The sequence below is a fragment of the Janthinobacterium kumbetense genome, assembly GCF_023703445.1.
In the GTDB taxonomy this organism is placed as follows: Bacteria; Pseudomonadota; Gammaproteobacteria; order Burkholderiales; family Burkholderiaceae_D; genus Janthinobacterium; species Janthinobacterium kumbetense.
The window spans coordinates 98,909-116,862 of record NZ_JAMQGR010000006.1; the positions used below are offsets into that span (position 1 = coordinate 98,909).

Annotated in this window: 14 protein-coding genes; 9 read left to right on the plus strand and 5 right to left on the minus strand. The window is 64.9% G+C overall.

Annotated elements, in window-relative coordinates; genetic code table 11:
• Positions 1-18: 18 nt before the first annotated feature.
• The gene (gene acpA / locus NCG91_RS17525) at positions 19-2,139 is read right to left on the minus strand and encodes an acid phosphatase (RefSeq protein WP_251350607.1); all 2,121 of its coding nucleotides are present in this window, start codon (positions 2,137-2,139) and stop codon (positions 19-21) included.
• A gap of 166 nt (positions 2,140-2,305) precedes the next feature.
• Here acpA and NCG91_RS17530 point away from each other — a divergent pair, with 166 nt between their 5' ends.
• Both NCG91_RS17530 and NCG91_RS17535 read left to right on the plus strand, forming a co-directional pair.
• Positions 2,306-3,580 (plus strand): cytochrome-c peroxidase, encoded by a 1,275-nt coding sequence (locus NCG91_RS17530; RefSeq protein WP_251350742.1) that lies wholly within the window; start codon positions 2,306-2,308, stop codon positions 3,578-3,580.
• Between the two features lie 137 nt (positions 3,581-3,717).
• On the plus strand, positions 3,718-4,047 hold the full coding sequence (locus NCG91_RS17535) for a hypothetical protein (protein WP_077408123.1): 330 nt from the start codon (positions 3,718-3,720) through the stop codon (positions 4,045-4,047).
• Between the two features lie 57 nt (positions 4,048-4,104).
• Here the strand turns inward: NCG91_RS17535 and NCG91_RS17540 are convergent, their stop codons facing one another.
• The 4 genes from NCG91_RS17540 to NCG91_RS17555 form a co-directional block, all read right to left on the minus strand.
• Positions 4,105-6,228: a sensor domain-containing diguanylate cyclase gene (locus tag NCG91_RS17540; protein WP_354004625.1), complete on the minus strand. Its 2,124-nt coding sequence runs from the start codon at positions 6,226-6,228 to the stop codon at positions 4,105-4,107.
• 119 nt (positions 6,229-6,347) lie between these two features.
• Positions 6,348-8,156, minus strand: coding sequence for an ABC transporter ATP-binding protein (locus NCG91_RS17545; RefSeq protein ID WP_251350609.1), 1,809 nt, complete (start codon positions 8,154-8,156; stop codon positions 6,348-6,350).
• Entirely contained in the window at positions 8,146-9,897 is a 1,752-nt protein-coding gene (locus tag NCG91_RS17550) for an ABC transporter ATP-binding protein (RefSeq protein WP_251350610.1), read from the minus strand. The genes NCG91_RS17545 and NCG91_RS17550 overlap by 11 nt, the downstream gene beginning before the upstream one ends.
• Positions 9,898-10,062: 165 nt before the next feature.
• Positions 10,063-10,911, minus strand: coding sequence for a phasin family protein (locus NCG91_RS17555; RefSeq protein WP_251350612.1), 849 nt, complete (start codon positions 10,909-10,911; stop codon positions 10,063-10,065).
• 390 nt (positions 10,912-11,301) lie between these two features.
• Here NCG91_RS17555 and NCG91_RS17560 point away from each other — a divergent pair, with 390 nt between their 5' ends.
• The 7 genes from NCG91_RS17560 (at position 11,302) to NCG91_RS17590 (ending at position 17,954) form a co-directional block, all read left to right on the plus strand.
• The gene (locus NCG91_RS17560) at positions 11,302-12,576 is read left to right on the plus strand and encodes an amidohydrolase family protein (RefSeq protein ID WP_099666739.1); all 1,275 of its coding nucleotides are present in this window, start codon (positions 11,302-11,304) and stop codon (positions 12,574-12,576) included.
• A 36-nt stretch (positions 12,577-12,612) separates the two neighbouring features.
• A complete protein-coding gene (locus tag NCG91_RS17565) occupies positions 12,613-13,131 on the plus strand; it encodes a GNAT family N-acetyltransferase (RefSeq protein ID WP_251350613.1) in 519 nt (172 codons plus the stop codon).
• Positions 13,128-13,658: a GNAT family N-acetyltransferase gene (locus tag NCG91_RS17570; protein ID WP_251350615.1), complete on the plus strand. Its 531-nt coding sequence runs from the start codon at positions 13,128-13,130 to the stop codon at positions 13,656-13,658. The genes NCG91_RS17565 and NCG91_RS17570 overlap by 4 nt, the downstream gene beginning before the upstream one ends.
• Before the next feature lie 136 nt (positions 13,659-13,794).
• On the plus strand, positions 13,795-15,066 hold the full coding sequence (locus NCG91_RS17575; protein ID WP_435526496.1) for an ABC transporter substrate-binding protein: 1,272 nt from the start codon (positions 13,795-13,797) through the stop codon (positions 15,064-15,066).
• A 120-nt stretch (positions 15,067-15,186) separates the two neighbouring features.
• Complete coding sequence (locus tag NCG91_RS17580; protein WP_251350616.1) at positions 15,187-16,077, plus strand: carbohydrate ABC transporter permease; 891 nt, start codon at positions 15,187-15,189, stop codon at positions 16,075-16,077.
• A complete protein-coding gene (locus tag NCG91_RS17585) occupies positions 16,065-16,892 on the plus strand; it encodes a carbohydrate ABC transporter permease (RefSeq protein WP_099666743.1) in 828 nt (275 codons plus the stop codon). Before NCG91_RS17580 ends, NCG91_RS17585 begins: the two co-directional genes overlap by 13 nt.
• 21 nt (positions 16,893-16,913) lie before the next feature.
• Entirely contained in the window at positions 16,914-17,954 is a 1,041-nt protein-coding gene (locus NCG91_RS17590; protein ID WP_251350618.1) for an NAD(P)-dependent alcohol dehydrogenase, read from the plus strand.

The window sequence follows — 17,954 nt, forward strand, 5'->3', positions numbered from 1 at the left end:
GCTTGTCGGCGAGAGCGATTACTCTTGCGGCACCAGCGCCAGCGCCGCGCTGAAGTCGCCCATCGGCTTGCCGCCGTTGGCCACCAGCGCCTTGTCGCGCGTGCTCAAGCCATCGAGCACAGGCAACGCAAAACGGTGCGTGATGGCGCGCAGGATGGAAGCCGAATCGTATTGCGTATGATCAACTAAACCCTTTTTCACGTAGGGCGAGACGAGGATGGCGGGCACGCGCGTGCCGGGACCCCAGCGGTCGCCCTTCGGCGGCGCCGCGTGATCGTAAAAGCCGCCGTTTTCATCGTAGGTGACGATGACCAGCATGTTCTTCCACTGCGGACTTTTCTTCAACTGGGCGATGACGCTGGCGATGTGCGCGTCGCCGTCGGCCACGCTGGCATAGCCCGCGTGCTGGTTCAAGTTGCCCTGCGGCTTGTAGAAGGTCACGGGCGGCAGCTTGCCGGCGCCCGCGTCGCTGAGGAACTGGCTGTCGAAGTCGCGCAGGTGGGCGGCGCGGTAGGCGGGCGCCTTCACGGGGTCCATATTCGCAAAGTAATTGAACGGCTGGTGGTGGAACTGGAAGTTCGGCGGATTCGGGAAGCTGCCGGCGCGCACGCTGGCCGTGGCCAGGGCCGTCGTGTCTTTCCAGGCGCCCGCATACCAGGCCCAGTCGATGTTCTTGCCTGAAAGCAAATCACCGATATTCGTCTGCGTCTGCTGCGGCAGGGTGGAGGCCTTGCCCGTGTCCGCATACAGCTTGCTGCTGTCGCCGGACGCCGGCGCGTTGCTGCTGGGCTGGAATGGCGGCTGCATGGTGTTGACGGCATAGAACATGCCCGTGCTGTCGGCCGGCGTCAGCGCGCCGTCGTTGGCATACGCGGGCGCGCCGTTCAGGACGGTGCCCGGCGCCGTGGCGGACGGCGTCAGGCGCAGGAAGTTGCCCTTGGCATCGACGTCGATCTTGGCGATCGAACCCTTGGCCACCGAAGTGTCGGCGTTCGGGTAAGTGGGGGCGCAGGCGCAGATCAGGTACTGGTGCGTGAGGAAGGAACCGCCGAAGGCGCCGATGAACAGGTTGTCGGCCAGCGCATATTGCCTGGCGATGTCCCACAGCTGCATCTTGCTGCCGTCGTAATAGCCCATGCTCAAACCACCCGCATCGGAATAGGCCGTAAACTTGTCGTTGGCGCCGCCGTTGATCTGCATCTGGTTGTTGTAGAAGCGGTGCACCAGGTCGCGCGTGATCACCGATTGCGGCAGGTACAGGGGGCTGGCGGCGTCGTCGATCTGGAACGGCTTGTTCGGCAGGTTGGCCGATTGCGCCTGGGTGATGACGGTGCTCTGGCCGGCTGCCGTCATGCCGCCCCAGGTGGGCGGCAGCACGGGCAGGGTGCTGCCGTCGTAGTCTTTCTGCGCCACGTAGGCGGAGGTCGACGTGGGATTGACGCCCGGCACGCCGTTCGCGCCCGGGAACAGGCCGTACAGATTGTCGAAGCCGCGGTTTTCCGCGTAGATGACGACGATGGTCTGGATATTGTTCAGCGCCAGGGCGCCGTTCAGGGCGGCCAGCGCATCGGCGGGCGCCGCTTGTGCGCTGGCGCTGGCGATCAAGGCCGTCACGCTGGCGTTTTCCGCCTTCAGTTTCGCCAGCTCGTCGCCGCTGGCCTTGTTGAAGTCGGACGCCAGGCCCGCTTCCGACACGCCCAGGCGCGCGGCCAGCTTGCTGCTGGCGGCCGCAAAGTCGCCGCCGTTGCCATCCATGACTTGCGCCAGTTCCGTCGACAGGGCGCTCACAAACGCGCTGTGCCCGGCGGGAGCGCGCAGCAGCAGTTTTTGCGTCACCTTGCTGCCGGCGTCGCCGATGGCTTCATGGCGGATGGCGTCCGTGCCGATGGTCACCAGCACGGCGCCCTGGCCATCGAGGGTGTAGCTGCCGTCGGCGGCCGTGCGCACGGCGGCGGAGGCGTTGTCGCACGTCAGCTTGGCGGTGGCGCTTTCCAGGCACACCTGGGCGTTTTCATAGTAGCTGCCGATCACCTGGCCTTGGGTGCCGGGTGTGATCGCATAGTCGCTGCCGCAGGCGGCCAGGCCCAGCGACAGTAACAACGGCAGGGGCCGCAGGGAGGGTTTTGCGTGCAAGTTCATGTTCATGCCTTCTGGGTGGAAAACGTCGCATGCTAGGCAGGCAATATGTCAGCTGCGTGACATGTCAGCGCCTGTTACATGACGTAATGTACGAACTTGATACATGAGGTTTTGCGGGGTTTTGTCACGCAGCTGTCACATGCCGTTGCTACGCTGCCAGCCCATGATGAAAACGATACCCCCTCTGCTGCTTGCCCTTTGCATGCTGTCCGCCTGCCAGCCCCCGCCGCCGCCGGAAGCCCAGGCCGCCCCCGCGCCCGCCTACCTGGCCGCGGCTTACGCGCCGAGCCTGAAGCGCCAGCCATCGGTGGCGGCTATGACGGCCATGGGCCGCGCCATGTTTTTCGAGCCCGGCCTGTCCGTGTCGGGCAAGCTGGCGTGCGCCAGCTGCCACAGTCCCGAGCATGCGTACGGTCCGCCGAACGGGCTGGCGGTGCAGCTGGGCGGCCCGGAATTGAAGGATGCGGGCACGCGCGCGGCGCCCTCGCTGCGCTACCTGCAGACGGCGCCCGCCTTCAGCGAGCACTATCACGACGACGATGGCGACGACAGCGTCGACGCGGGTCCCACGGGCGGGCGCAACTGGGATGGCCGTGCCCAGTCCGGCCATGAGCAGGCGCTGGCGCCGTTGCTGTCGCCGCGCGAGATGGGCAACCGCGACGGGGCCGCCGTCGTCGCCAAGCTGCGGGCCGGTCCGCTGGCGGCGCAGTTCCGCCAGACGTATGGCGCGGATATTTTCGAGCAACCGAGCCAGGCGCTGCGCTGGGCGCTGATGTCGCTGGAAGTGTTCCAGGAAAGCCCGGCCGACTTCTATCCCTACACGAGCAAGTACGACGCCGTGCTGCGCAAGCAGGCCGTCCTGAGCCCGCAGGAAGCGCGCGGCCTGGCCCTGTTCAACGATGAACGCAAGGGCAATTGCGCCTCCTGCCATATCAGCCAGGTGAGTGCCGGCGGCGCCTTCCCGCAATTTACGGATTACGGCTTGATCAATATCGGCGTGCCGCGCAACGGCAAGCTGCCAGTCAATGCGGACCCGGCGTTCTTTGACCTGGGACTGTGCGGCCCGGACCGCACCGACTTGACGCAGCACAAGGAATATTGCGGCAGCTTCAAGACGCCGTCCCTGCGCAACGTCGCCCTGCGCAAGGTGTTTTTCCACAACGGCAGCTTTACCAGCCTGGAACAGGTACTGCGTTTTTACGTGCAGCGCGACACGGCGCCGCAAAAATGGTATCCAAAGGATAAGCACGGCAAGGTGCGAAAATACAACGATATGCCGCCGGGAATGGAAGCGAACGTGAACGTGGAAGCGCCGTTCGACCGCCAGCCGGGCCAGGCGCCCGCCCTGAGCGCCGCGGAGATCGTCGACGTCATCGCCTTCCTGCAGACCCTGACGGATGGCTATCGGGCGCCCCATCCTGCGCAGGGAAAACATGGCTAAAAAATATCAAGATACCATTGCTTACAACTACGCCACAAAAGCGTGTTTTTATGTGCGTTAGCGCACGCTAGAAAATTTTAGGCAGGTGTATATTGCGAACTGATCTGTGTCTTTTGATAACAATGAAAGGGAATATCATGAAAGTAAGCAAAAATTGGATGACCGTATGCGCCGCCGGGATGATGGTCGTGGCACTGGCTGCCTGCCAGAAGAAGAGCGATGTCGCCGCAGGCCCTGCGGAACAGGCTGGCCAGAAGATCGATGCGGCCGCTGCCAAGGCTGAAGCCGACATCAAGGCCGCCGCTACCAAGGCTGACGCTGCCGTGAGCCAGGCCGCTGCCGATACGGGCGCCAAGATGGACCAGGTCGCCGCTGACGCCGACAAGAAAATGAGCGAAGCGGCCGACGCCGTCGGCAAGAAAGTGGAAAAAGCGGGCGAAAAGATGCAGGACGCCGCGCACAAGTAATCATCGCGATAACATCGCCAGGGCCGGCCACGGCCGGTCCGCTCCCCGCAGCGGTCGTCAGGTGACGGCCGCTGCGGTCACGCCATCGCTGGCGCCAGCCTGGCTGCCCCGCGTCGCAGCGCCTGCAGCGGCAGTATCGCCCCCGTCCGTTCCCCCCAGCACCACGCTCAAATCGACAAAGCCGTCGCGCCACGCGCGTTCCAGGTCTTGTTCCACCGCTTCCAGGGTCGTTCTTTCCACCTGCTGAAAACCGCGCAAGCCATACGCCCGGTTGCGCCCGTGCGCCTTGGCCAGGTACAGCGCCATGTCGATCAGGTTGACGCTGCGTTCCCACGTGAGCGGGCGTCCCAGCGGCGCCAGCGGATAGGGCGCAAAGCCCACGGAGACGTGCACCTGGATGGCCTGCCCCTGGTAGTGGATGACCTGCGCCGCCATGCCGTTGAGGATGCGCCGCGCGATATCGTCGAGCCCGTCGCGCGCGACGGCCGGCAGGAAGGCGAGGAATTCCTCGCCGCCCCAGCGCACGATCATGTCCGTTTCGCGCAACACGTCGTGCAAGGTTTCGGCGATCGTCGTCAGCACCAGGTCGCCCGCGGCATGGCCGTAACGGTCGTTGATGTGCTTGAAATGGTCGACATCGAGCAGGAACAGCGCGCCCACGACATCGGCGCCGCCGTAGGCCGGCTGCGGCTTGCCCGCATGGCTGCGCATGAATTCCTGGAAATGGCGGCGGTTGTACAGGGCCGTCAGCGGGTCGCGCGAACTCTGGCGCTTGAGTTCCTGGTTCTTCACCTTCAGCTGCACGTTCGCGTGGCGCACCTTGCGGTACAGCAAACCGACGATGGCGGACGCCATGGCCAGTACCAGCGCCAGCAGCCACCACACGCGCTGCTGCAGGCGGCGGTTGTCGATTTCCGTGCTCTTGAGCTGATTTTCGCGGCTCAGCAGCTCGATCTGGCGCTGTTTCTTTTCCGCCTCATACTTTTCTTGCAGCTCATACACGGCTTTTTGCCGTTGTTTCTCGAACAACTGGTTCGAGATGCCCCGCTCGCGGTGGTAGGCCGTCACGGCGCCGCGCAGGTCGCCCGCCTTTTCCAGCGCCGTGCCGTATTCCAGCAGCACGGCCTGCATGTCCGGCTGGTTGGCCGTGCGTTCGTAGTAGGCCAGGCCCGTGGCCACGCTTTGCTTGCCTTCCTGCAGGCGTCCCTGGCCGATCAGCGCCTGGCCGATGTTCAGGCGCGCCGTCGCCTCCACCTGTTCATTGTTGACCAGGCGCCCCGCCGTGATGGCTTCATTCGCATAGCGCAGCGCGCGCGCGTAGTCGCCTTCCTTCAGGTAGCTGTCCGACAGGTTGACGAGGGTAACGGCCACCATGCCGCGCGCGTCCAGCTGGCGTTCCAGCGCCAGGGCCGCCAGCAGGGCGCGCTGGCCCCGCTGCGGCTGCTGCGCGTCGAGCGCCAGCCCGTATTCCGTATTCTTCGCCTGCGCCATGCGGCCCGGCGACGCCAGGGTGCCGGAAACGGCCAGCAATTCATCGAGCACCGCGAAGCCCTTGTCGTATTCGCGCATCTGCGTGTACAGCAGGGTGAGGGCATTCAGGGCGGCGGCCAGGCTGGTGGGGGAGTTGCTCTGGCGTGCCAGGTCGACGGCCGCCTGCAGCTTGGCCAGCGCAAACGGGAAATTGCCTTCCTCGGCCCACGACTGGCCCGCGCTGATGGTCGCCTGCACGCGCACGGGCAGGTCGTCCGTGCGGTTGGCGATGCGTTCCGCTTCGAAGGCCAGCAGGTGCGAGGCGCGGCGTTCGTTCAGGGCAAACGTGATGTAGGCCTTGCAGAGCACGCCTTTCGCCAGCGCCACGTCGTTCTTGTTGGCGCGGGCGTAGGCGATCAGCTCTTCGGCCAGCTGCATGGCGAGATCGTTCTGCCCCAGGCGCATGCGGACGGTGCTCAGCTGGGTCAGGAATTCCGCGCGCACGGGCAGGGGGGCGCTGCGCGCCTGCGTTTCCACCTCTTGCAGGCGCTGCAGGGCGCGCGCGGGCACGAAGCGGCCATCCTCGCGCACGGCGGCAATCTGCTGCTCCAGGTTGCCGGACTGGGCATGGACGGCGGGCGGCAGCAGGCAGGCCAGTACCAGCAGCCAATGCGCCTTTCGCCATGATGCCCGTCTCTGTCTGCCTGCCAACGTCCCGCTCCCGCAATGACCACCTGTCTTGAACAGATTATATTCTGTTGCAATCAAGAAATATCATGCGGTGCGCAGAAATTTGCGAAAGTGCACACGGCAGGCATTGACAATGCCCCTTACTGCGCCAGCTGCTGCAGCAGGTACAGGCGCTGGTACAGGCCGCCTTCGATCTGCATCAGGGCGTCGTGCGGCCCCGCTTCCGTGATGCGGCCGTGATTCAGGACGATGATCCGGTCGGCTTCGCGGATGGTCGACAGGCGGTGGGCGATGGCGATGATGGTCACCTTGCCGCGCAATTCATTGAGGGCCAGCTGCACGATCTGCTCCGTCTGGCTATCGATGCGCGACGTCGCTTCGTCCAGCAGCAAGATGCGCGGCTGGCCGGCCAGCGCGCGGGCAATGGCGATCAGCTGCTTCTGCCCGGACGACAGGCGCGAGCCGCCTTCGCCCAGCGGCGTGTCGTAGCCGTGTTCCAGCGCGGCGATGAAGTCGTGCGCATGCGCGGCGCGCGCTGCCGTCTCGATCTGCTGCTGCGTGTAGCCGCGGCCCATGTCGATGTTTTCGCGCGCCGAGGCGGCCAGCAGGAAGGGGTCTTGCGGCACCAGGCCCACGTCGGCGCGGAAATGCTCGTTGTCGATGCTGTCGAGGGCGACGCCGTTGATGGCGATGCTGCCCTGTGTGACGGGGTAAAAGCGCAGCAGCAAGGAGAGCAGGGTCGACTTGCCGCTGCCCGTGTGGCCGACGATGCCGAAGAAAGCGCCTTGCGGGATGGTCAACGACAGGTCGTGCAGCACGGGCTGGTTTTCCACGTAGGCGAACGTCAGGCGGGAAATGTCCACGGCGGGCAGGTCGACGCCCGCTTTCGTTTGCCGCAGGGCTGGTGTTTCCCTTCCCTGCGCGTGTTCGAGCGCCTGCGCTTCGTCCAGCAGGGCCGAGACGCGCGCCGTCGCCACCACAGATTGCTGCAATTGACTGAACTGCATGGTGATCTGGATCAAGGGTTCGATCACGCGCGCGATGTAGCTGATGAATGCGTACAGCACGCCCACTTCCACAGCGCCCATCTCGCGCCGGCCGAAGCTGAAGATGACGACGGCCAGCAGCACGATGTTGAGCATGTCGAGCGCGGGGCGCAGCAGCCAGGCGTTGGCGCGCAATTCCTGCATGCGCGCCGTGTAGTGGTCCTGGTTGATGCCCGTGAAGCGCGCGCCGAAGCGCTTTTCCGCGTTATTCGCCTGCAGCACGCTCATGCCGCCGATCGATTCGGCGATCTGCCCGTTGATTTCGCTGCGCAGGGCGCGCGCGCGCGTGACGGCCGGCGCGCTCCAGCGCTGGTACAGGAAGACGATGACCAGCACGGCCGGCAGCAGGGCCAGCACGATCAGCATCAGCCGCCAGTCGAGGAAGGCCATGGCGGCCATGGTGCCGACCAGCACGATGGAGCTGTCGAGGATGACGAACAGCACTTGCACGTACAGCGATTTCACGGCTTCCGTGTCGTTGGTGACGCGGCTGACCAGCTGGCCCGTGATGGCGCGGTCGAAAAAACTCATCGGCAGGCGCAGCACGTGCTGGTACACGGTTTCGCGCAGGCGCTGCACCGAGCGCATGGCCAGGCCGGACAGGCGTACCAGCTGCAGGTAGCGCAGGCCGGAAGCGACCCAGCCCGTCAGCAGGCAGCCGCCCAGCAGCAGCGACATGCGCGTCCAGTCCAGGTTGCGCGGCAGCAGATGTTGGTCGATCAGGGCCTTGCCCAGGATCGGCCCCGTCACTTCCAGCGCGGCGGCGAGGATCAGCCAGAACGTGGCCCAGTACAGGTGGCGCAGGTCGGGCGCGGCGGCGCGGCGCAGCAGGCCGATGGCTTGCGCGGCCTGGCGGCGCACGGATTGCGTGGCGGTGGTGGCGTGGTCGTTCTTAGATGGCATCGAGGCTGGCCTCCAGTTGTTGATAGCGCCACTGGCTGGCATACCAGCCGTCGCGCTGCATCAGCGCGTCGTGGTTGCCCGTTTCCGTCACGTGGCCGTCGCGCAGGACCAAAATCAGGTCGGCGTTGACGACGGCGCTCAGGCGGTGGCTGGCGATGATGGCGCTGCGCTCGGGGCGGCGCGCGCGCAATTCTTCCAGGTGCTGCAGGATGCGCGTTTCCGTGCCCGTGTCGACGGCGGACAGCGCATCGTCGAGCAGCAGCAAGCCGTTGTCGGCCAGCAGGGCGCGGGCGATCGCCACGCGCTGGCGCTGGCCGCCGGACAGGGTGATGCCCTTTTCGCCCACGTGGGTCTGATAGCCGTCGGGAAATTGCAAGATGTCCGCATGGATGTCGGCCAGCCGCGCCGCCCGTTCCACTTCCTCGCGCGTGGCGCCGGGACGGGCCAGGGCGATATTGTCGGCGATGGTGGCGGAAAACAGGAACGATTCCTGCGGCACCCAGCTGATGGCAGCGCGCAGCGCATGCAGGGTGTAGGCGTCGAGCGGCTGGCCATTCCACGTGGCCGTGCCCGATTGCGGCGTGACCTGGCGCAGCAGCACGCGCAGCAGGGTCGATTTGCCGCTGCCCGTGGGGCCCACCAGGCCCAGGGTCTGGCCCGGCTGCAGGCGCAGCGAGATGCCGGACAGCGCGGGCGCCGTCTGGCCTGTGTACGCAAAGCCGATGTCCTGCAATTGCAGGGGGCCGGGCGTCAGCGTATCAATAGTGCCATGGTCGTCGATGGCCAGCGGCGCATCGAGCATCGGCTGCAGGCGCTGCCAGGCGGCGCGGCCCCGTTCGATCAGCGAGAGCACCCAGCCGGCGGCGAACATGGGCCAGATCAGCTGGCCCAGGTACATGGAAAAGCTCGTCAGCGCGCCGATGGTCAGCTGGTCTTGCCACACGAGGTAGCCGCCCAGGCCCAGGGTCAGCGCCGTGGCGGCCGTCAGGGTCAGGCCGACGGCCGGCTCGTACGCCGCTTCCCAGCGCTGCGCCGTCAGGCTGGCGTTGGCCGCGTGGCCGGCCAGGGTGGAAAACTGCTTGCTGCTGCGCTCTTCCAGGCCCAGCGCGCGCAGGGTGCGCACGCCCGACAGCGATTCCTGCACATGGTCGTTCAGCGCGGAAAAGCGTTTCAGCGAATCCGTCGACGCCGTGTGGATATGGCTGGAGATGCGCCAGAAGGCCAGTCCCATCAGCGGGAAGGGCAGGAGGGCGATGCAGGCCAGGCGCCAGTCCACGCCCAGCAGCATGATGCCCAGCACCATTAGCAGGGTCAGGGTGCCGTCGAAGCCGGCCAGCATGGCTTCGCCGGCGGCCATTTCGATGGCGTCGATGTCGTTCGTCGCCAGCGCCATCAGGTCACCCGTGCGCTGGTTCTGGTAAAACGACGCGCCTTGCTGCGACATGCGCGTGTAGAAGCGCGTGCGCAGCATCACACCCAGCTGGTAGGCGGCCTTGAACAGGGTGATGCGCCAGCCCACGCGCAGGAAGTAAATGACGACGCCCACGGCGAGCAGGGTCAGCAGCTCAAGCCACAGTTCGGCCGCCGTCATGCGGTGTGCGGCCAGGGCGTCGATGATGGCGCCCACGCGGCGCGGGATCCAGACGGTCAGTGTTGCCACGCCTGTCAGCATGACGGCAGCGGCGGCATACGCCGGCCAATGCTGACGCACGAAGCCGGCGATGAGCCTCGATAAACTCATGGTTACCTTTTGTTTTGAATAATGGGGTGTCGCGGGGCGGAAGGACGGGCACGCGGACGGAAAGTACGCGTAGGATACAACAAGGCGGAAAAGCGCGCTGTGGGCGGGCACGCAAAAAACGGGCCGTAGCCCGTTGTTTTGCTGCATCAGTGCCGTGCGCGAGGCTTACTTGCGACCGCTGCCTTTGCCACCCAGCATGTCGAGCTGTTTCGATGGCGTGCCCTTGGGCGCAACCTTGGCTGCCGGCTTGGCGGCTGGCGCAGGGGCGTGCTTCACGGCGGCCTTGGCCACGGTCTTGCCGGCGGCGCTGGCCGGCTTGGTGGCCGGGTTGCTCGTAGGAAATGGTTTCGCGGCCGGCTTGGCCGGTGCTGGCGCGGCGGCTTTCGCTGGCGCGGCGACGGGCGCCGGTGCGGGCTTGACCGCTTCAGGCTTGGCTGCCGGCTTGGCTTCGACCGCTTTCACGGCAGGCTTGTCGGCAATCTTCTCGGCAACCTTGGCAGGCGCCGCTTCCGGTTTGGCTGCCGGCGCGGCGACTGGTGCGGGGGCTGGCGCTGCCTTGGCGGCAGGCTTGACCACGTCTGCAGGCTTGGCGGCAACGGGGGCAGGTGCCGCTGCAGGCGCAGGTACGGCGGCCAGCGCGGGCTTGGCTGCTGCAGGCGCGGGAGCGATGGCAGGGGCGACCGCATCGAGGCGGGCCTTGGCCGAGGCCAGCAATTCAGCCTGGGTGCTCGAGGCGATGCCGAACAGCTGGCGGCTGTAGGCCAGCACGCTTTCGATGTTCGGCTGGGCCTGGCTGGTGCTGTAGCTGAAGAAGTCGCGCGGATCCTGCGTTTCCAGCAGGTGCTGCGCCGTTTCCGCCGTGTGCGACAGGGCGGCCTTGCCTGCGTTCAAGTTCAGGGCGATGATTTTCTCGGCGCTTTCAAAGACTTTGCTGGTGAGGGTGCTGAAGATTTGCAGCTGGTTTTCCAGTTGCGACTTGGCGGCGCTGGAAAATTGTTCAGGAAGCGGAAACATATTTACTCCTTTGTACGGATTAAAATGCTGGCAAAACGCTCTGCAAAATCCCGAAAACCAGAGTTGGCCGCGTTTTGTAAAGTGGGTAGCGCGCTAAAAGCTGATCATGGACTTTTTATGATGCAACGCAATATGAATATTCTAGCGGTGATTCGAGTTAGTTGAAAGCTATTTTCTCAAGGGCGTGCGCCGCATGTTTGCCACGGGCTGGCTGTATTCATGCGCCTGGCAGCATTTGCAGAAAGTTTGCGCGTGCGCAAAGCGTTGTCATGGAATCTATGGCTACGCTTTTGCCAGTGAGTATATTCGTGCACTGCAGCATCCTTGAGGAAATAAGATGACAATGCACTGGAAGCACCAGGTACCGTAGTCAACCGAAGGAGTGTCCGCATGGACCTAGTCATCCGCAATGCCAGCCTGCCCGACGGGCGCCGCGCCATCGATATCGCCATCGAGGGTGGCCGCATCGCCGCCGTCGGCCCCGCCTTGCCCGTGACGGGCGCGCAAGAGATCGACGCCGCCGGCGACCTGGTCACGCCACCGTTTGTCGACGCCCACTTCCACATGGATGCCACGCTCAGCTATGGCCTGCCGCGCGTGAACGCCTCCGGTACTTTGCTCGAAGGCATCGCCCTGTGGGGCGAATTGAAGCCGCAATTGACGCAGCAGGCGCTGGTGGATCGCGCCTTGCAGTATTGCGACTGGGCCGTGGCGCGCGGCTTGCTGGCCATCCGCTCGCACGTGGACATCTGCGACCCGCGCCTGCTGGCCGTCGAAGCGCTGCTCGACGTGAAACGCCAGGTGGCGCCGTATCTGGATTTGCAGCTGGTGGCCTTCCCGCAGGATGGCATCCTGCGCAGCCCCGGCGCCTTCGACAATCTGAAGCGCGCCATCGCCATGGGCGTCGACGTGGTGGGCGGCATCCCGCATTTCGAGCGCACCATGGCCGACGGCGCGGAATCCGTGCGCCTGCTGTGCGAATTTGCCTGCGAACGGGGCCTGATGGTGGACATGCATTGCGACGAATCGGACGACCCGCTGTCGCGCCACATCGAAACCCTGGCCTTCCACAGCCAGCGCCTTGGCATGCAGGGCAGGGTGACGGGGTCGCACCTGACGTCCATGCATTCGATGGACAATTACTATGTGAGTAAACTGCTGCCGCTGATCCGCGAGGCGGGCGTGGCGGCCATCGCCAACCCCCTCATCAACATTACCTTGCAGGCGCGCCACGATACGTATCCGAAGCGGCGCGGCATGACGCGCGTGCCCGAGATGCTGGCCGCCGGCATTCCCGTCGCCTTTGGCCACGACTGCGTGATGGATCCGTGGTACAGCCTCGGTTCGGGCGACATGCTGGAAGTGGCGCACATGGGACTGCACGTGGCGCAGATGACGGGCCAGCAAGCGATGCACGACTGCTTCCTGGCCGTGACGGAGACGCCGGCGCGCATCCTCGGTCTCGAGGGCTACGGCATCGCGCCCGGCTGCCATGCGGACTTGCTGATCCTCGATTGCAGTTCGACGGTGGAAGCGCTGCGCCTGCGCGCGGCGCGGCGCCTGGTGCTGCGCCGGGGGAAAGTCGTCAGCGAATCGCCCCGCGCGCAATCGCGCCTGCACCTGCCGGGGCGGCCCGATAGCGTGAATTTCCGCCTGGGGCGCTGATACAATCAGCCATCACTTGTTATCGGGAGCACTGCCTTGAAAGAAATTGACATCCGCCCGGCCACCGAAGCCGATTTTGACGCCATGTGGCCGATCTTCCAGACGCTGGTGGCCGCCGGCGACACCTATACCTTCCCCGCCGATACCACGCGCGAAGCGTGCCACGCCTACTGGTTCGGCCCCGGCGTGCAAAGCTTTGTCGCCGTGATGGGCACGGAGCGCCTGCTGGGCATGTACAAGCTGGTGGCGAACCAGCCGGGCCATGGATCGCACGTGGCCAATGCCTCGTTCATGGTCGACCCGGCCGCGCAGGGCGTGGGCGTGGGCCGCCTGCTGGGCGTGCACTGCATGGAGCAGGCGCGCCGCGCGGGCTACCTGGCGATGCAGTTCAACTTCGTCGTCAGCACCAACCTGGCCGCCGTCACCCTGTGGAAAAAGCTGGGCTTCACGGTCGTCGCCACCCTGCCGCTGGCCTACCGCCATGCGCAGCTCGGTTATGTCGACGCCTACGTGATGTACCAGCTGCTGACCGACCCGATGCAGTGGCCGGCATGAGCGGCGCCATCACCATCTGCGAGACGCCCCGTCTGCGCCTGCGCACGGTCACGCCCGACGATGCGGCGTTCTACATGGAACTGGTCAACGACCCGTCGTGGATCGCCAACATCGGCCAGCGCAATATCCACACCGTGGAGGCGGCCCGCGCGGCACTGGAAACGGGACCGATGGGGCAGTTCCGCGAGCATGGCTATTCCCTGTACATCGTCGAACGCCGCAGCGACGGCGCACCGGTCGGCATGGCCGGTCTGGTGCGCCGCGACAGCCTGCCCGGCCCCGATATCGGCTATGCCGTACGCCCCGTCTACTGGGGCCAGGGCTATGCTTACGAGGCGGCGGCCGCCATCGTGCGGCACGCGCAGCAGGTACTGCGCCTGCGCACCCTGTACGGCATCACCTCGCAGCAGAACCAGGCGTCGATCAATCTGCTCAACAAACTTGGGCTGCGCTTCGAGCGTTTCTCGCGCCTGCCGCCGGAGGGCAGGGAGACGAATATCTACCGCAAGGATTTTCGCCAGGACTGAGACGGAAAATCCGTATCGGTGAAGTGAAAAAAAGTATTTAGAAAGCCGCGCCTTTTGTAGTGGTGGTGCGCCGTCTTTGTTTTTATAGTGGTTTCACCGGTGGAAAACCGCCGGACTATAAAAATGGAGACGTGTTATGAAAATCATGACTGCTGTTGCATGGGGCGCCCTCATGTCCGCCGGGTTTGCAGACGCCTCGGCGCAAAGCTGCTCGGTGCCCGTGATCAAGGTGCTGGCGCAAAAAAGCCTGGGCCTGACGGTGATGGAAAAGACCCTCGCCGAGTATGAAAAGAAAAGCGGCACCAAGGTACAAATCAGCTATTTCGGCGAAAACGACCGCCGCTCCAAGGCCAGGCTCGATGCTTCCACCAAGGCCGGCTCCTACCAGATCTACTACATCGACGAAGCCAACGTGGCCGAATTTGCCACGGCCGGCTGGGTCGTCCCCCTGCTCAAATACTTGCCCAAGGAAGCCGACTACGACGACTTCCTGCCGGGCCGCCGCGCCGTCGCCTCGTACAAGGGCGTGGCGTATTTCGCGCCCCTGATCGGCGGCAGCGACTTCCTGTTCTACCGCCGCGACCTGCTGGAAAAGGCCGGCATTGCCGTGCCGAAGACGCTCGACGAGCTGGTCGCCGCCGTCAAGAAAATGAACAGCCCGCCAAATGTCTACGGCTGGGCGGCGCGGGGCCAGCGCGGCTCTGGCATGAATGTCTGGCGCTGGTCGCCGTTCATGCTGGCCGCCGGCGGCAAGTGGGAAAAGGATGGCGTGCCGACCTTCAATTCGCCGCAGGCCGTGAAAGCGACCACCCTGTACCGCGACCTGTTCAAGTATTCGCCGCCGGGCGGCGCCACCTACGACTGGAGCAATGCGCTCGAAGCGTTCAGGTCGGGCAAGGTGGCCTTCATGATCGAGTCGACGCCCTTCGCCGACTGGATGGAAGACCCGAAAAAATCGTCGGTGGTCGACAAGGTCGGCTACGTGCGCCCGCCCGCGCCCCTGGCGTCGGCCGCGTACGGCCATGGTCTGGCCATTTCCGCCACGGGCGCCAAAGATGAATGCACGCGCCAGGCGGCCGGCAAGTTCATCGCTTTCGCCACGGGCAAGGAGCAGGAACAGGCGCGCCTGAAGGACAACGTCTTCAGCGACTACAACCGCACCAGCACCATCAACAGCGACTATTTCCGCAAGCACGTCAAGCCGCAGATCCAGGCGGGCCTGACGGACACCACGCCCGTCTCGCGCGTCACCATCTGGCCTAGCCCCGAGTGGCCGGACATCGGCGACAACCTGGGCGTGGTGCTGGAAGAGGTGTTTACGGGCACGCGCGGCGACGTGCAGAGCGCGCTCGATGAGGCGAATGAGTATGCGACGGAAGTGATGCAGCGGGCCAACAGGCGTAAATAAGCCCTTATCGCCAACGACTCCACCAGCTAAAACCAGGGGTCAGACCCGACGGGTCTGACCCCAGCTCTTGCTTTTGGGGTAACGCCAGCGCTTGTCCGTTCTCGTTTGAAAGCCATCACCATGCCGCACTCTATCCGTAAAAAACGCCATACCTGGCTGCCGGCCGTGTTCCTCACGCTGCCGCTGCTGGTCCTGCTGATACTGGGCCTGGTGCCCACCATCGCCGCCATCAACCTGGCCCTGCAAAACCGCGTGCTGCGCTACAGCGACAGCGACTACGTCGGCTTTGCCAATTTTCTCCGCCTGTTCGGCGACCGCCGCTTCATCAATGCCGTGCAGGTGTCGGCCATCTGGGAAGTGGTGACCGTGGCCGGCTCGCTGATCGTCGGCGTGCTGCTGGCCGTGTTCCTGTTCGAAAGGGTCAAGGGCCGCACCCGCGACATCATCGCGCTGCTCCTGATCGTGCCGGTGCTGCTGCCGCGCGTGTCGGCCGCCTTTATCTGGAAGTTCATGTACTCGCCGCTGATGGGTATTTTGAACTGGATGCTTGAATGCGTGGGCCTGGGCGGCACGGCCTTGCTGTCCGATCCCGCCACGGCCCTGTATGCGGTGGCGCTGGTCGACATCTGGCAGTGGGGCCTGTTCTTCGGCGCCGTGATCCTGAAGCTGCTGGAAACCCTGCCCGCCGAACCGCTGGAAGCGGCGCGCCTCGACTACGCCAGCACGCTGCAGGTGTATGCGTACATTGCGCTGCCGATGCTGAAGGTACCCATCATGAGCCTGGTGTTCATCAAGATGGTCGAGTCGCTGCGCTCGTTCGACCTGATTTACGTGATGACCAAGGGCGGCCCCGGCATCTCCACCGAAACGCTGGACATGTACGCGTACGCGCAAGGCATCGGCCTGATGGGCAAGGTGTCGTACGCGTCCAGCATGGCCGTGCTGATGATGCTGGCGACGACTGTCATCTTCACCTTACTCTGGAAGCGGGTCGCCAAATGGGAAAACTGACTGTTACGCGCGGCCTTGGCGCCGTCACCACCACTGCCATCACCACGGTGATCGTCCTGGTGGCGCTGTTTCCCATCCTGTGGGCCGTGCTCAATTCCTTCAAGGAGCTGATGGACATCGTCACGCCCGTGCCGCGCTTTTTCTTCAGCCCGACCCTGGCCAACTACAAGCAGGTGCTGGCCAGTCCGGAAGTGCTGACGGGACTGGGCAACAGCGTGGCCATCGTCGGCGTGGCCGTGCTCCTGGGCGCCGTGCTGGGCGTGCCGGCCGCGTATGCGATCGCCCGCTATCCGGTTCCCGCCAAGAAGGATATCCAGTTCTTCCTGCTGTCCTTGCGCTTCTTGCCGCCCGTGGCCGTCGCCATTCCGCTGATTTCGATCTGGATCGACCTGGGCTTGTACGACTCGCGCCTGTCGATGGTGGTGACGTATCTGCTGGTGACCCTGTCGACCATCATCTGGCTGTCGATTCCCGCCTTTGCGCGCATCCCGAAAGAGATCGAGGAAGCGGCGGCGCTCGATGGCTATGGCCCGTACCAGGTGTTCTGGCACGTGGCCCTGCCGGTGGCCTCGAAGACCCTGATGGGCGGCATCGTCTTCAGCTTCGTGCTGGTCTGGAATGAACTGATGATCGCGCTGGCGCTCACCTCGTCGAAAAGCATGACCCTGCCCGTGGTGGCGTCGGCGTTTACCTCGATGGGGCAGGAAGTGCCGTGGGGCGTGGTGAACGCTTCCACCGTGCTGCTGGCGCTGCCGCCGCTGCTGTTCGTCGGCATCCTGGGCCGGTTGCTCAACTCCATGCTCAAACATAAATAACGATAAACAAGGAAGACAATCATGCAAGCACTCGTACTGGAACAGGCGCATTCAATCACCTTGCGCGACATCGACGTACCGCTCGCCGTCGGCCCGCGCGACGTGAAGATCAGGATTCATACCGTGGGCATCTGCGGCAGCGACGTGCATTACTTCAAGCACGGCAGGATCGGCCCTTTCGCCGTCGAAGCGCCGATGGTGCTCGGCCACGAGGCCTCCGGCGTGGTGGCGGAAGTGGGCGATGAAGTGACGCACCTGAAGGTGGGCGACCGGGTCTGCATGGAGCCGGGCGTGCCGCAGTTCGATTCGCCGGCCACCATGCGCGGCCTGTACAACCTCGATCCCGCCGTGCGCTTCTGGGCCACGCCGCCCATCCACGGCTGCCTCACGCCGTATGTCGTGCATCCGGCCTCGTTCACCTTCAAGCTGCCCGACAGCGTCAGCTTCGGCGAAGGCGCCATCGTCGAACCGCTGGCCATCGGCTTGCAGGCGGCGAAAAAGGCGGCCATCAAGCCGGGTGACGTGGCGGTGGTGATCGGCGCGGGCACCATCGGCGCCATGAACACCCTGGCCGCGCTGGCGGGCGGCTGCTCGCGCGTGATCCTGGCCGACCTGGTGCCGGAAAAGCTGGCCCTGTTCGCCGATAACCCCGCCGTGACCACGGTCGATGTGCGCCAGGCCAGCCTGGCCGACACGGTGCGCGAGGCTACCGATGGATGGGGCGCCGACATCGTCTTCGAGGCCAGCGGCAGCATGCGCGCCTACGACAATATCATCGATCTGCTCTGCCCGAACGGCTGCCTGGTGCTGGTCGGCATGCCGCCGGATAAGGTACCTTTGGATGTCGTCGCCATCCAGGCCAAGGAAGTGCGCATCGAGTCGGTGTTCCGCTACGCGAACATCTTCCCGCGCGCCATCGCCTTGCTGGCCTCCGGCAAGATCGACGTGAAGCCCTTCATTTCGCGTACCTTCGGCTTTGCCGACGGCGTGCAGGCGTTCGAGGAAGCGGCCAAGGGCCATCCGCGCGACGTCAAGATCCAGATTGAACTGGCAGGAGACTAA

Coding starts and splice junctions, on each gene's coding strand:
- acpA (WP_251350607.1), bottom strand. CDS start 2,139: ATGAACTTGCACGCAAAACCCTCCCTGCGGCCCCTGCCGTTGTTACTG.
- NCG91_RS17530 (WP_251350742.1), top strand. CDS start 2,306: ATGAAAACGATACCCCCTCTGCTGCTTGCCCTTTGCATGCTGTCCGCC.
- NCG91_RS17535 (WP_077408123.1), top strand. CDS start 3,718: ATGAAAGTAAGCAAAAATTGGATGACCGTATGCGCCGCCGGGATGATG.
- NCG91_RS17545 (WP_251350609.1), bottom strand. CDS start 8,156: ATGCCATCTAAGAACGACCACGCCACCACCGCCACGCAATCCGTGCGC.
- NCG91_RS17550 (WP_251350610.1), bottom strand. CDS start 9,897: ATGAGTTTATCGAGGCTCATCGCCGGCTTCGTGCGTCAGCATTGGCCG.
- NCG91_RS17555 (WP_251350612.1), bottom strand. CDS start 10,911: ATGTTTCCGCTTCCTGAACAATTTTCCAGCGCCGCCAAGTCGCAACTG.
- NCG91_RS17560 (WP_099666739.1), top strand. CDS start 11,302: ATGGACCTAGTCATCCGCAATGCCAGCCTGCCCGACGGGCGCCGCGCC.
- NCG91_RS17570 (WP_251350615.1), top strand. CDS start 13,128: ATGAGCGGCGCCATCACCATCTGCGAGACGCCCCGTCTGCGCCTGCGC.
- NCG91_RS17575 (WP_435526496.1), top strand. CDS start 13,795: ATGAAAATCATGACTGCTGTTGCATGGGGCGCCCTCATGTCCGCCGGG.
- NCG91_RS17580 (WP_251350616.1), top strand. CDS start 15,187: ATGCCGCACTCTATCCGTAAAAAACGCCATACCTGGCTGCCGGCCGTG.
- NCG91_RS17585 (WP_099666743.1), top strand. CDS start 16,065: ATGGGAAAACTGACTGTTACGCGCGGCCTTGGCGCCGTCACCACCACT.
- NCG91_RS17590 (WP_251350618.1), top strand. CDS start 16,914: ATGCAAGCACTCGTACTGGAACAGGCGCATTCAATCACCTTGCGCGAC.